This is a genomic window from Diplocloster hominis (assembly GCF_032380655.1).
GTDB lineage: Bacteria > Bacillota > Clostridia > Lachnospirales > Lachnospiraceae > Diplocloster > Diplocloster hominis.
In genome coordinates this window covers 107,437-121,533 of record NZ_JAWDIY010000012.1, presented here as the reverse complement: position 1 = coordinate 121,533, position 14,097 = coordinate 107,437, and the positions used below count along the sequence as shown (strand labels likewise).

The 14,097-nt window shown below is 47.3% G+C and carries 10 protein-coding genes; 2 read left to right on the top strand and 8 right to left on the bottom strand.

The features are described 5' to 3' along the window. Positions 1–479 precede the first annotated feature (479 nt). Complete coding sequence (locus ABC831_RS13030; protein ID WP_343248562.1) at positions 480–3,617, top strand: fucose pyrophosphorylase domain-containing protein; 3,138 nt, start codon at positions 480–482, stop codon at positions 3,615–3,617. Beyond that, the gene (locus ABC831_RS13025) at positions 3,610–5,001 is read left to right on the top strand and encodes an ArnT family glycosyltransferase (protein WP_343248561.1); all 1,392 of its coding nucleotides are present in this window, start codon (positions 3,610–3,612) and stop codon (positions 4,999–5,001) included. Before ABC831_RS13030 ends, ABC831_RS13025 begins: the two co-directional genes overlap by 8 nt. A 113-nt stretch (positions 5,002–5,114) precedes the next feature. Here ABC831_RS13025 and glf read toward each other — a convergent pair whose 3' ends face one another. The 8 genes from glf to rfbD all read right to left on the bottom strand — a co-directional run bounded on the left by glf (position 5,115) and on the right by rfbD (position 14,066). Further along, positions 5,115–6,224 (bottom strand): UDP-galactopyranose mutase, encoded by a 1,110-nt coding sequence (gene glf / locus ABC831_RS13020; protein ID WP_343248560.1) that lies wholly within the window; start codon positions 6,222–6,224, stop codon positions 5,115–5,117. Further along, positions 6,217–8,556 carry a hypothetical protein gene (locus ABC831_RS13015; protein ID WP_343248559.1) on the bottom strand — a complete coding sequence of 780 codons (2,340 nt, stop codon included), beginning with the start codon at positions 8,554–8,556 and terminating at the stop codon, positions 6,217–6,219. The genes glf and ABC831_RS13015 overlap by 8 nt, the downstream gene beginning before the upstream one ends. Before the next feature lie 8 nt (positions 8,557–8,564). Continuing rightward, entirely contained in the window at positions 8,565–9,605 is a 1,041-nt protein-coding gene (locus tag ABC831_RS13010) for a glycosyltransferase family 2 protein (RefSeq protein WP_343248558.1), read from the bottom strand. Beyond that, positions 9,598–10,017, bottom strand: coding sequence for a sugar 3,4-ketoisomerase (locus tag ABC831_RS13005; RefSeq protein WP_343248557.1), 420 nt, complete (start codon positions 10,015–10,017; stop codon positions 9,598–9,600). Before ABC831_RS13005 ends, ABC831_RS13010 begins: the two co-directional genes overlap by 8 nt. Positions 10,018–10,021: 4 nt before the next feature. Next, complete coding sequence (locus tag ABC831_RS13000; protein WP_343248556.1) at positions 10,022–11,119, bottom strand: DegT/DnrJ/EryC1/StrS family aminotransferase; 1,098 nt, start codon at positions 11,117–11,119, stop codon at positions 10,022–10,024. 90 nt (positions 11,120–11,209) lie between these two features. Then, the gene (locus tag ABC831_RS12995; RefSeq protein ID WP_343248555.1) at positions 11,210–12,013 is read right to left on the bottom strand and encodes an O-fucosyltransferase family protein; all 804 of its coding nucleotides are present in this window, start codon (positions 12,011–12,013) and stop codon (positions 11,210–11,212) included. Positions 12,014–12,030: 17 nt separating this feature from the next. Next, a complete protein-coding gene (locus ABC831_RS12990; protein ID WP_343248554.1) occupies positions 12,031–12,987 on the bottom strand; it encodes a glycosyltransferase family 10 domain-containing protein in 957 nt (318 codons plus the stop codon). Positions 12,988–13,223: 236 nt separating this feature from the next. Beyond that, on the bottom strand, positions 13,224–14,066 hold the full coding sequence (gene rfbD, locus ABC831_RS12985; protein WP_343248553.1) for a dTDP-4-dehydrorhamnose reductase: 843 nt from the start codon (positions 14,064–14,066) through the stop codon (positions 13,224–13,226). Between the last annotated feature and the right edge of the window lie 31 nt (positions 14,067–14,097).

Genomic DNA, 14,097 nt, shown 5'->3' with positions numbered 1-14,097 from the left:
ATTCTGCTTATACTTTGTTACTCTTGATGTAACTATAATTATAAAAGATTGCAATTTCATCTATAATCAAGATTATAACTCATTTGATTAATATATTCACTAATTTTTCTTGAAATGTTTTTGCGAAATGTTTTTACTACATACTGTAGATATCATCAATTTTTTTGTCTTTTCCCAATCAAACCCCTTCTCTCCGCTATAACTATTTATAAATTAATAACTTTAAGATAGATAAAGAAGCAATATTACGACAGAACATAGAACAATTAGTAGTTATAGAATAATATAAACGGTTTTGAAGAACTCTCAATTTATATACCAGTATAAAGACCATAAAGAGATAAAAAATCACTGCAATCTTTGAAAATATTCAAAGGTATGTTATTATACTTAATAAGAAGGCTGTTAACCAATCATATAAAATCAGCTATTTAAAGTAATAGCAGCCAAAATTATTCCAAAATAGTGAGGATACCCAAATGCAAACACCCGAATACAAAAAAATAAAACACCTCTTCCTCCGTCAAAGCTACCTAGACTCCTGGGAAGACTACGAAAAAAGCATCCAAAACGAGAGCTACATCCGCTGGGACTACATCATCCTGACCGCCTCAAATGCAGACCAGGCCGAAGCCTACCAGTCCCAGATCAGCTTCCGCCTCAAGCACCACCTTCTCCCCGCGACGACCAAATACGTCGTCCTCCCCGACCCCGACGGCAAGCGGGTCGGCTCCGGTGGTGCCACCTTTAACGTCTTACGTTACATCGCGGAACAAGACATTCAAAAAAACGCAGTGACCATAGACACAGACGCCCAATCCCCCGAATCCTCAACCGCCTCCTCTAACCATTTCGCCAACAAGCGTATCCTGGTCATCCACTCCGGCGGCGACAGCAAGCGCGTCCCCCAGTACTCCGCCTGCGGCAAGCTCTTCTCCCCGGTTCCCAGGGAACTGCCCAACGGCTATCCGTCCACCTTATTTGATGAATTCATCATCGCCATGTCCGGCATTCCTTCCCGCATCAAGGAAGGCATGCTCATTCTATCCGGCGATGTTCTTTTGCTGTTCAATCCGCTTCAGCTGGATTTCCAGTACCACGGCGCGGCAGCCATTTCCATCAAAGAACATGTAAACACCGGCAAGGATCACGGGGTCTTCTTAAATGACGGTCATGACCACGTAGATCGCTTTCTCCACAAACAATCCATCGAACAGCTCCGCGCTCTGGGAGCCGTTAACGACCACGATCACGTAGACCTTGACACCGGCGCCGTCATTATGGACAGCTCCCTGTTAAACGCGCTCTACTCCCTGATCAGTACCAATAATCAGCCGGATCAGGCCAAATTCAACGAATTTGTCAATGAGAAATCACGTATCAGTTTCTATGGTGATTTTCTATATCCCCTGGCCCGCAAATCCACACTAGAACAGTATTACCAGGAAGCACCTGAGGGTGAATTTTGTCCTGAACTCCACGATTGCCGAACAAAACTATGGGAAGTGCTCCACGATTTCAATATGAAACTTCTCTGTCTTTCTCCGGCCGAATTCATACACTTCGGGACCACAGCTGAACTCCTCTCCCTGGTTACCACAGATATCACAGACTATGAATTCCTGGACTGGAAGCGCTGTGTGATCACGAATGTACCCGACACGGTACCTTTTGCCTCCCACAACAGCCTTATCGAGGACGCTTCCAGTGTTGGTGTCAACTCCTATATTGAAAATAGTAACATCCTGGGTTCTTCCAATATTGGAAACGGCTCGGTTATATCCAATCTCACTTTACAGGACAGTTCCGTACCCGATGACGTCGTACTTCACGGACTTCGCTTAAAAAGCGGTAAATACATCGTTCGCATCTACGGTGTCTGCGACAATCCAAAGGGAACTTTAGCTCAGGATACGTTATTCCTTGGAGAGCCCATCCGTAAATTCATGGACCGCTACCAGTTGTCTAAAACGGATCTCTGGCCGGATCAGCCTTCCTATCTATGGTTCGCCGACCTGTACCCTGTCTGTGACGCCATGGAACAGGCTGTTCATTATGCCCTCATTCTCTATAACATGACCCGTTCAATTGGATCTGCCAGTTATGCAGCACCATCCGCCGCCGAGATAGCAGCTTGGAAAGCAGCCCCCCGAATGAGCCTGTATTCCAGCTTCAACGAAGCAGACGTCAAATCCGTCATCCCCTGGACTCAGGAACTAAAAACCCGGATTCTGGTGGATAAGTTCATTCACAAATTGGAATCCGGAGTCTATTATAAAGATGCCCTAAACGTTTTCGGCATCTCCGGCATCCGCCACCACCAGTTTGATTTACTTTTAGAAAAGGCAAAAGCGGCTTCATTCTCTACCAAAATAAGAATTTACTACGCAGTCTCCCGCTTCATGAAGGAACATTCCCTGACCATCGGTGAATACTCCTACGATAAAGTGGAAAGCCTCTGTTTTGAGACCATACAGCAGGAAATCTATAACAGTGTAATCGCTAACATTAAAAACAGCGATTCCTACCGCATCTGCAAAGACCGCGTAGATGTGAGCCTTCCTGTCCGTGTCAACTGGGGCGGCGGATGGTCAGATACACCTCCGCACTGCAATGAATGCGGTGGTGTCGTCCTGAACGCTGCGCTGAAGCTGCGCGGGAGTCTGCCGATCCAGATCACATTAAAACGCCTCCCGGAATTCCATGTGGAGTTCGAGAGCCAGGACATCGGCGTGTTTGGTACCGTCGAGGACGCAGCAGATATCCAGAACTGCCACGATCCCTTTGACCCGTTTGCCCTTCATAAGGCCGCACTGATCGCCTGCGGCGTGATTCCTCTGGAAGGCCCCTGTAATCTCAGCGAACATTTGAAGAAACTGGGCGGCGGCATTTACTTGTCTACCCAGGTCATTGGCGTACCCAAGGGCTCCGGCCTGGGTACCAGCAGCATATTGTCCGGTGCCTGCGTAAAAGGGATCTTTGAATTTTTGGGACAGGACTTGTCGGATAATGAATTATATGATATTGTCCTGTGTATGGAGCAGGTGATGAGTACCGGCGGCGGCTGGCAGGATCAGGTCGGCGGACTCACTCCGGGCGTCAAATACTGCACCACTACGCCCGGAATTCTGCAGAAGATCCAGGTAGAACAGGTCCATCTCTCCGAACAGACGAAGAGAGAGATAAACGACCGGTTTGCTCTGATCTACACCGGACAGCGCAGGCTGGCCCGGAATCTTCTCAGAGATGTGGTCGGCGGTTATATCGGCTCCCGTCCGGAGTCTATCCATGCCCTTCACGATATTCAGCGATTGGCAGCCCTGATGAAATTCGAACTGGAACGTGATAATGTGGATGGCTTTGCACAACTGATTAATCAACATTGGGAACTCTCCAAACAGCTGGACCACGGTTCCACGAACACCTGTATCGATCAGATATTCTTATCCTGCGAAGATTTGATCGACGCCCGCTTCATCGCCGGGGCCGGCGGAGGCGGCTTTATACAGGTAATCATGAAAAAGGGAGTTACCCACGAACAATTAAGAGAACGGCTACGAGGTGTCTTCCAGGACAGCGGTGTAGACGTTTGGGATTGCGAGGTATTGTATGACTAAGATTCAAACCCGGGATATGACTGCCGGCAATGCACAAAATAGGCAGCTGGTGATTGATTTGGTTTTCGTCGGCCTTGCGGCGGTATTCTTTTTGCTGTGGGCCTGGCAGTCCTCCTATATGGATGGTCCCGATGAACTGATGCGCTATGACATTGTAAACTATCTGGTGGAACATTGGTCCCTGCCCAGAGGTGACGACCCTTCCATCATTAATCCGATCTGGGGATTCAGCTATGCTTTTCAGCCCTATATTCCCCATATTTTTAGCGCGCTGTTTATCCGGGTAGCTAAACTGTTTACCGAGGACTTGCACATCCTGATTTTTGTCGGACGGCTGGCAAGTGTATTTTTCGGAGCAGGTACCGTGTGGTTCACTATTAAAATTGCCAGGAAGCTTCTCCCAGCGAAAGCGAACGGTTGGATTTTTATTTTTCTCGTCACTTTCCTGCCTCAGATGGTGTACCTGAATTCTTATATGAACTGCGAAAGCATGGCTATATTCAGTACCGCTGTGATCATCTACAGCTGGATCATCGGACTGGAGAGAAAATGGGATATCAAAAGCTGTATCTGGCTTGGCGTTGGGTTATCTCTATGCGCCCTCTCCTATGTGACCGCCTATGGCTTCCTCCTGTGCAGCTTTTTCCTGTTCTGTCTGACGATCCTCCTTTGCCAGGACAAAAAATGGGATTTCAAGAGCATGATCCTAAAAGGCCTTGTTGTGTTGGCCGTTTTCCTGCTGTTGGCCGGCTGGTGGTTTATCAGAAATGCGATACTTTATCAAGGTGATTTTCTTGGATTAACTGCCAGGGATATCTGCGGCGAGCTGCACGCCCAGGATGCTTTCAAGCCGTCCAAACACTGGACGATTAAGATGTCCGGCGTCTCAGCATCCGAAGCCTTGAAAATGCTGTTCTGGGAGTGGAAATGGCATTCTGATACGTTTAAGAGTTTCATTGGTATCTTTAAAGAGATGGCCGTTTTACTTCCTGCGATTTGCTATACCATTTATAAGATTATCTTTGCGGTTGGCATTTTAGGCTGTATCATCGAAATACCCAAACTGTTAGCCCTTCGCAAAGATGGAAAATGGCAGGAAAAAGGATTTTTCAATTGGTTCATGATCCTTGCGCTTATCATTCCGAATATCCTGAATCTGTATGCCTCGTACGCGATCGACTACCAGCCCCAGGGACGGTATAGTATGCCGATGTTGATACCGCTCATGTATTTTACTGTTTATGGTATCACCGCGCTCCTCGATCGTTTTGTAAAGAACAAGATGGCAAATCTGGTCATAAAAGTTATAATCTGTATAATTGTTCTTGGTATCAGTTTTGTAGGGTTTTGGAGTTATCGGACAGCCTGCCTGGCTATGAATTGATGCTCTTTGAGATTTTATAAGCAATGAAACAAGCACAGGATTAGCAATATACATTTTGCAATGATCCTGTGCTTGTTCATTTATTTACTTTCGTTATCCTATTCTCAACGTTTCTACGATTGTACCACAGTCCGCTCTACGGCCTGCAACGCGGCTTTCACCACTTTATCCATATCAAGATAGCGATACATACCAAGTCTACCGCCAAACACAACCTTCTTCTCTTTCTCCCCAAGCGCCCTGTACATCTCATAAAGCGCATCGTTCTTCTCATTATTCACCGGATAGTACGCATCCATCCCGCACTGCCATTCCATCGGATACTCCCGTGTAATCACCGTTTTCTCCTGCGTACCGAACTCAAAATGTTTATGCTCGATGATTCTGGTATACGGCACCTCATACTCAGTATAGTTCACTACCGCATTCCCCTGGTAATTCTCCATATCCAGCAGCTGACTCTCAAACCTGAGGCTCCGGTATTCCAATGGTCCATAGCAGTACCCGAAGTAAGCATCGATTCCGCCGGTAAACAAAATATTGTCTGCCATCACATCCCAGACTTCTTTATCTGCCAGATAGTCGGTATTTAGTTTCACCTCGACGCCATCCAGCATTTTTTCTATCATTTTTGTATAACCGCCGATCGGTATCCCCTGATAACAGTCATTAAAATAATTATTATCAAAGATAAACCGAACGGGCAGCCTCTTAATAATAAAAGCCGGAAGCTCACTGGCCCGCCTGCCCCACTGCTTTTCCGTATAACCTTTTACCAGCCTTTCATAAATATCCCGTCCCACCAGCATCAGCGCCTGTTCTTCCAGGTTCTTCGGATCCGTAATTCCGCAATCCTTTTTCTGACGCTCGATTATATCTCTTGCCTCAGCCGGCGTGGTTACTCCCCATAACTGGTGAAACGTATTCATGTTAAATGGCAGGTTATACAATTCATCCTTATATCTCGCAACTGGTGAGTTAGTATACCGGTTAAAATCCGCAAATTGGTTGACATAGTTCCATACGGCCGGATCACTTGTATGAAAAATATGAGCCCCATACCGGTGGACCTGTATTCCTTCAACATCTTCCGTATAAATATTTCCTCCGACATGGTCTCTGCTCTCCAGAATGAGGCACTTTCTTCCGCGTTTTTTCATCTCATGCGCGAAAACAGAGCCATATAATCCCGCCCCTGCGATCAAATAATCAAACTCAGCCATTCTGATCCTCCCTTCTCTGCCTTTCCTTTACACGGCAGCTTTTTCTGTTCCAAATAACACCACTCAGCAGTCCAAGCAAAGTCACCAGCGATACCAAATCACCCGCCCGGTCATACCAGGGTACCTGGTAATCCACCGTGATTACCCCTTCATCCTCCGGCGGATTCACTGACAGCAGACTGTTACTGCTCCACCCGCCTTCCAGTTTTGTCTCCTTATCAGCGTTTTTATAACTGTTGCCAGTACTGGAATAATTCCCACCCCTATCATTATTCCCATCGCTATATATAATTCGGTAATCCGGATCAAATATCAGCGGAATCTCAATATAATCCTCTTCCGTACGCCCTTCCATCACATAATGAAACGAAACATGCCCATATCCACGCTCAAACTCCGAGAACACCGTCCCCGGCCGGCTCGCCTCCAGCTGATTATTCCTCTGCTGAAAAGCCCCCCAGTTCCCATCTGCCATGGTATACATATAATCATATTTATCCATCGGCATTTCGTTCCGGTTCAGGAAATATTCAGAGTTCTCGCAAAAAATATTCAAATAGATCAAAGCGCAGAACCCAGCAGTTATCATACCGCCCGTGACCATAATCCGCCGAGTCTCCGCCTTCACGCAGACATAAGAGAATCCCAACGCTGCCGTCACCGACAAAAACAGAGCCGGCACAGAGAGAAATCTCCATGGATACTGAAAAGACCCGAGTACTTTACCTACCCCGGGTATGCTCTGTACCAAATCCCATGGGAATGGATAAAGAGTCATCACTGCAGCGCAAACCGACATCCAGAAACAGAAAAGCCCAATCTTTCTGTGCAAGCTCTCCCTGTTATTTTTGCGTATATTATCAAATAAATACCAACCGAGAAACAGCGCCGCCCCCACCAGCAGCCCGAACCCAATCGCATACGGCATCTCCCCGGTAACTACCCCAAGATCAGCGCTCAGAGCCTGCGGCTGGAATCCTGTAACCGCCAGCAGCTGGTTCAAATACAGACTGCCATCCCGCATCCTGTAATTCATCTCCATGGAGTAATACGGATATCCGACGTGAGCCAAAAGCGGCACAAAAAACCATAGGTTCAGCAAAAGAGTCGTTCCCGCTGCTTTCCCCATAGCAATCAGCCTATTTTTATCCCGGAAAAACGCGGGATTGCATAGCAGAAATATCAAAATACAGATAGCCGCCAAAACAATGGAAATGACATGGGATTGGATGATGCAGCTGTACGCCGCCACCGTCCACAGCCATTTTTTCTCATTTCCCCTGACGATCTCATAGATGGCCCACATCAGCAGCGGGAAAAATACCATGGCCAGGCTTTCCCCCACAGCGGCCCTCGTATACAGGTTAATGAGCCGGTACAGAGACAGGGTATACAGAACCGCTGCCAGAAGGCCGATTTTCTGTGATTTCAGCAGTTTAGAGAAGCTGTGATAGGAAATCACCGCCGCCGCCAGATTTATGCCCACCAGCAGCGTTTTATAGGCCATATAGGTAGACACACCCATTATCCTCAATACAGCGGGTATATACAAAAAAGCCTCCGGGTAAAAAACCGAGGTCGCGTATCCGAAACCATGGTTTCCGTTGGGATGCATCCGAACCGGGAATTGTCCGTCCAGAAGCCCCTGAGCAATACCGTCTATCCTGCTCAGATGAAACCAGATATCGTGCCCCCAATAGGTAGTTTGATTTAACATGGGTAAACTGGCGATCATAGCTGCCGTCAGCAGCACCCCGCCGATCACCAGCCGCTTCTTTTTCTCCGCCGCATCCCATTTTCCGCCTGAGCACAGGCTATACACCGGTAAGCCCACCATAACCAGCAGGGCCAGAAGGATACTAACCAGAGAATCATGATAAATGGGATGTGCAGACCGGACCTCCATTCCGGCAATCAGCTCTGCATCCTCCTCCGAACAGGTCAGCTCCATATGTACATGTTTCATTTCCTGCTCTACAGTAAATGAAATACTTCCGGCATCCTCACCTGTTTCCAACTCCATATCTCCCAGGGAAATCCCTGTTTTATTATCCTCAGACACTCCGTAAGTGTCACATACCGTAAATGCAATGTCACCATGGCCGGCGGATAATGTCAAAAATGCTACGTATTCTCCCGGTTCCAGATACAGATCCGGTGAGACTACATAGCATTGTTCTGTCGCTGCGGATATCGTCAGCGCTTCTTTTTGAAATGCTCGTTCATAAAAGCTGGAACTTGAGTTCCAGCTGAATATTCCCCAGATCATCACACCCAGGCACAACACATATAACCACCAATGGCGTTTTATACATTCTGCCAGTCTGTCCATACTTTGAATCACTTTCCTTCTGTTTGGGTCTGGTCATCCATTTCATTTGCCCCGGTGGATTTCTTAACCACACAGGAGGACTCTTCCTCACCGGCATTCCCTGCCATGGCCGTATGCTTAGACTCCCTGCCGGAATCCACCACCTCATCCACCAAAAACGGAGGACGGTTCCTGGATGCGTCCATACCGCGGTACACATATTCTCCGAGTATGCCCAGCATCAGCATAATCAGTCCGGAGGCCAACAGTACCACAGCCATCAACGACGTCCACCCGGCCACGTTTTCACCGGATATCAGCTTCGCCAGTACCAGATAAATCACCATAATCATGGAGACCAGAAAAAACGCGCCTCCGATAAAAGACATAAAACGAATCGGGAAATAGGAAAAGCTCATCATGGAATCCAGCACCAGCTTTACCTTCTTGGATAACGTCCAGCGGGACTCCCCTATTTCCCTGGCTTTTCTGTGGAAATAAACCTTGTCCGTCTTAAAGCCGATCCACAGAACCTGAAGCGTCAGTGCGGAGTTCTTTTCATCCAGCATCTTTAACACCTCGATCGCCTGCCGGTCCAGCAGATAGCAGTCAAAACCGCCCTTCGGCATATTGGAAGCGATACATTTCCGTACGATACCATAATACAGGTTTGCAAAAAACTTTTGGATCACACCCTCGTCACGGTCAGAGCGTACGGCCAGCACCACCTTGTTTCCTTTTTTCCAGCTCTCATACATCTGAAGAATCAGCTCGGAATCCTCCTGCAGATCGGCCTGTTTGGTCACGGCACAGTCTCCGGTACACTGGGACAGTCCTGCCAGAATGGCGGAATGCTCACCAAAATTCCGGGAGAGCCTGATCAGTTTTACATTTTCATCCAATGCCCGGATCTGCTGCATGATCTCCCAGGAATTATCCCCGGAACCATCATCCACAAATACCAGTTCATAATCAAGCTTACCCAGGATCTTTTCTTTCATGTCCTCATATAGAAGCATCAGCGTATCCGAATTATAATAGACCGGAACGATGATTGATATTTTACTCATGAATGCCTCCTACTTCTTTCAGAAAATCATTATAATCCCGTATGTATTCCTTGGAATCATAATGTTCGCTGGCCAGTACCAGCAGAATCGAATCCTCTGAGAAGTCATACATCTCTTTCCATACCATGGTCGGCAGGTAGATTCCCATACGGGGGCGGTTTAATTCAACCACAACCGTCTCAAAACCATTGTCCACCTTCACTTTCGACGTGCCGCCGACATTGATCAGTACAAACTCCGTCTTCCGGTTGGCATGCATTCCGCGGACTACATCGGGATCGGAACCGTAGATGTAGAACACCCTTTTCAGGTCAAACGGAATATCCGAATTTCCTTCCACTACCACCAGGTTTCCTCTCTCATCCCCGAAATCCTTGAATTCCAGTATTTTATATTGATCTTCAATACGCATAAAACTACGCCCTCCATTGATTGATCGCATCGATTACTATCTGTTGTTCCTCATCCGTCATTCCGTTATACATTGGAATCGATAAAACTTCATTTGCATATTGTTCGGTAATCGGGTAATCACCGTTGGTATGGCCCAGGTATTCATAAGCCTCCGACAGATGCGGAGGTATCGGATAATGGATAATCGTCCCGATCTCCCGGTCATTCAGGTAATCGATCAGACTGGTCCGATTCTTACAGCGTATAACGAATTGATGCCAGACGCTGGTAGCATTTTCCCGAATCTCCGGCAGTATAATATCAGGATTCTTTATCTCACTCAGATAGCGGTTTGCGATTTTTTCTTTTTCCTTCGTAAGCTCCTCCAGATGTGTAAGTCTCACCCGAAGCAGGCCGGCCTGCAGCTCATCCAGCCTTGAATTGGCCCCCACCACTTTATTATGATAGCGCTTCTCACTTCCATAATTCCGGAAGATCCGGAATTCTCTCGCCAGGCTTTCTTCTTTGACTACTACGGCCCCGCCGTCCCCGAAAGCTCCCAGATTCTTAGAGGGATAAAAAGAATAACAGCCCACGTCCCCGAAGGTCCCGGTCATCTGTCCCTGATAACAGGCTCCGTGAGACTGAGCGCAGTCTTCCACCACCTTCAGGTGATACTTCCCGGCGATTCTCATGATCTCGTCCATATGGGACGCCTGTCCGTACAGATGGGTAACCAGTATCGCCCTGGTCCGCTCTGTGATCTTCTCCTCGATCAGCGCCGTGTCCATGTTATAGTATGAATCCGGCTCCACAAACACCGGAGTCGCGCCGTTTATGGTAACCCCCATAACGCTGGCAATATACGTGTTTCCCTGAACGATGACTTCATCCCCAGCGCCGATTCCCAGCAGCCGGAAGGCAATCCACAAAGCATCCAGTCCGCTGGCAAGCCCGATACAATATCCTCCGCCTGTATAAGCCGCGAATTCCTGCTCAAAAGCTTCTACTTCCTTGCCCAGCACATACCAGCCGGAACGCAGAACTTCCAATGCCTTGTCCTCAAACTCCTGCTGATATTGATAAAAGCCACGATCCATACGGTTCGGCATTATTTTCATCTTAATTTCCTCCAGTAGCGCATTCACTGCGCCATTAATTCAGGTATGAGTGAACAGCCTTTTCGTTCAATCGTTCCTCCAGTAGCGCATTTACTGCGCCATATCTGTCTCTCCACCTACTATATAAACCGGAATCTTATAAAAATCGGCTGCCATATCGGTAAATGAACTCCAGTAACTGCCGATCAGCCGTTTCGTCCCGGCGAGACACATAAAATCTACCATGGCATCCTTGACACCGTCCTCACTGTTCCTGTCCAGTGTTTTATTTCCCAGAGTCAATACTTTTCCGGGAAACTCTTTTTTAATCTTCTCTTCCTCGCCCGGATCATCCGTGGCCAGATAAAACCGAACATGCGAATTTTTTTCCAGCTCACTGCGCATCGCATCCACAAATCCATCCGTTGTACTGGTCTCGATAGACTTCATGCTGTCAGTCCTGCGGATATGCACGCCGACACACTCGTTTCCAAAATTGGACTTGACCACATCGATCCTGGTCTGCATTTCCTCCGTCGGCACAAAGAGATGATAATCGGGATGATCCATGAACTGCTGGCAGGTATTGATATAGATCTCCTCTCCCAGGGATTCGATAAATTCCTGAGGCAGCATTCTGTTTCCCCGCTCCGTTTGTACAGATATATCTTCCTGTGTTAGGATCGTATCCGCAGTCCGGATCCATTTCTTGCGTTCCCCGTTAAAGGAATAGCGGTAGTTCAGGACCTCTATATTTTTAGGCTTTTTAAAAAGCTTCTCATAGGCACAATTCAATTCTTTATTCAACTTCCAGACAATCCGCAGCTTCTGATTCAGCTGCTTTGCAAGGAAATATGCGGAATTCACCGTTCTCAAACGGTTGCACAATCCGCCTCCGGGTTCCACTGTAACCATGGGAATCCCTCCTGTTCTTATCTATGGAAAATTTTCAAAAACTTCTCTGCCATCCGGTCCATTTTCCGATGCCGCTTCGCGTTGGCCTCATAGATGGCGCCCCAGCAGTACCGGGTCTTCCGGAAAGCTTTCTCATATGGCTGGTCGATAATATGATAGAGAAACTCCTCAAGCTCCCGCTGTTTTTCTTCCAAGGAAAAATCCGGGTAAAAAGCAGGTTCCCGGAGCATCTGCAGATAAAGTTCCTCATTCTGGTCTATTTCAATTACCCGTTCCAAAACCGCATCCAGGGAATCGTACTGATGACAATTGATAAATGCCTTCTCATTAAAATCCCGGGAAATAGAAGGATCTCCCCAATAGATCGGAATGGTCAGAGCCGCCAGCGACTGCACCAGCTTCTCCGTGCTGTATCCGGTATGATAACTGTTCTCGGACGCGATGGAAAATTTGTGTTTCCACTGATACGCGAACTTATCATCCACGCTGCCTCCGATATTATTCCGGTAACGCCCGCCGGAGTGAACCTCCTTGTAACTGTTGATCTTGTCCAGAAGCTGATCCCGGAAGGGATCGGATTCTTTGTTCGAATAAATAAAGCTGCAGAATTCTGTTTTTTCCTTCAGATCTGTCATTGAAAACTCATGCTTATGCATCGCCCGCTCCAAATCCTCCCGGTACATGGGAACATCCAGATAAAAAGGGCGGCGCAAATAACGGTCATCGAAAGACATCCTCTCAAAACCAATGGCATAATCACAAAGATTAAAATCCGGGCATACATTTTCCCCGGTATAAAAGATCCGCACGCAGTCATAGTCCAGATAATCTTCGGTGGACGTGGCATAAAACAGATACTCCGGTTGGTCCGACAGTTCCACCCGATAACGTTTTTTCAGCAGATCCAGTATGAAATTATCCTGGGGATCAAAAGCCCCCCAAAAGCCGATACATTTTACTTTTATTGTTTTCATAGGCATACACTTATTCATTCTAACATCAAAGGGGCTTTGCGTCAAATAGTCTTCTCTTTGTTCCGCAAAGACACTTCTTTAGAAGGGAGGGGACTGGCACCTTTCGGTAATAAAGCCAAATTTTTCAGCAGCTAAGTGGAGAAAGGGGCCTGTCCCCGGATACAGGCCTGTTCGAGTCAACAACCGGGGACAGGCCCCCTCCCTCTGTTTCAGATTCATGGACGGTTTAGATTTGATTAAATGGTCTTCATATATTCCACCAGCGCATCGTGCCAGTCAGCAAACATAAAATCAGTGGTCAGCTTTAACATATAATTCTCCAACACGGAATAGGCCGGCCGCGGCGCGGGCGATGCGAACTCTTCTGTAGTAATATAGTCCACTTTCGTGTTCTTCCCTGCCAAACGGAAAATTTCCGAAGCGAATTCCGCCCAGCTGCAGCTTCCCTCACAGGTACCATGGAAAATCCCATAATTATCTGTAAAAATCAGGGCCTTGATAGCTTTTGCCAGCTCCGACGCGCTGGTAGGGGTCCCGAACTGGTCCGCAACCACACGCACCGTATCGTTCTGTTCCGACAGGCGCAGCATCGTTTTGACAAAATTATTGCCGTCCCCATACAGCCATGCGGTACGGATAATAAACCAGTCTTTCGCAAAATCCCGGACAAAATTCTCACCTGCAAGTTTTGTAGCGCCATACATCCCTACCGGGTCAACCGGGTCAAATTCAATATAAGGCTTTGTACCGTTTCCATCAAATACATAATCCGTCGACACATGCATCAGCTTTGCACCTGTTCTGGCCGCAGCAATACTCAGATTTCTTGGGCCGATCGCGTTGATCTTATAGGCATTGTCCACATCTGTTTCACATTTGTTGACATTGGTATGCGCGGCACAATTGATAATGGCATAAGGTTTGACTTCCTGTACAAAGCTCAGAACCTTGTTTACATCGGTAATATCCAATTCTCCCACATCTGTATTAACAAATTCCAGCGCAGGATCCCGACCCATCTCTTTGTTGATCGCTCTTCCCAATTGGCCGTTACATCCGGTTATCATAATTTTCTTCATTATAATTCTCCCTTTCTTTCATCTTAGAGCT

Coding starts and splice junctions, on each gene's coding strand:
- ABC831_RS13030 (WP_343248562.1), top strand. CDS start 480: ATGCAAACACCCGAATACAAAAAAATAAAACACCTCTTCCTCCGTCAA.
- ABC831_RS13010 (WP_343248558.1), bottom strand. CDS start 9,605: ATGAGTAAAATATCAATCATCGTTCCGGTCTATTATAATTCGGATACG.
- ABC831_RS12995 (WP_343248555.1), bottom strand. CDS start 12,013: ATGGTTACAGTGGAACCCGGAGGCGGATTGTGCAACCGTTTGAGAACG.
- ABC831_RS13005 (WP_343248557.1), bottom strand. CDS start 10,017: ATGCGTATTGAAGATCAATATAAAATACTGGAATTCAAGGATTTCGGG.
- ABC831_RS13000 (WP_343248556.1), bottom strand. CDS start 11,119: ATGAAAATAATGCCGAACCGTATGGATCGTGGCTTTTATCAATATCAG.
- glf (WP_343248560.1), bottom strand. CDS start 6,224: ATGGCTGAGTTTGATTATTTGATCGCAGGGGCGGGATTATATGGCTCT.
- rfbD (WP_343248553.1), bottom strand. CDS start 14,066: ATGAAGAAAATTATGATAACCGGATGTAACGGCCAATTGGGAAGAGCG.
- ABC831_RS13025 (WP_343248561.1), top strand. CDS start 3,610: ATGACTAAGATTCAAACCCGGGATATGACTGCCGGCAATGCACAAAAT.
- ABC831_RS13015 (WP_343248559.1), bottom strand. CDS start 8,556: ATGGACAGACTGGCAGAATGTATAAAACGCCATTGGTGGTTATATGTG.
- ABC831_RS12990 (WP_343248554.1), bottom strand. CDS start 12,987: ATGAAAACAATAAAAGTAAAATGTATCGGCTTTTGGGGGGCTTTTGAT.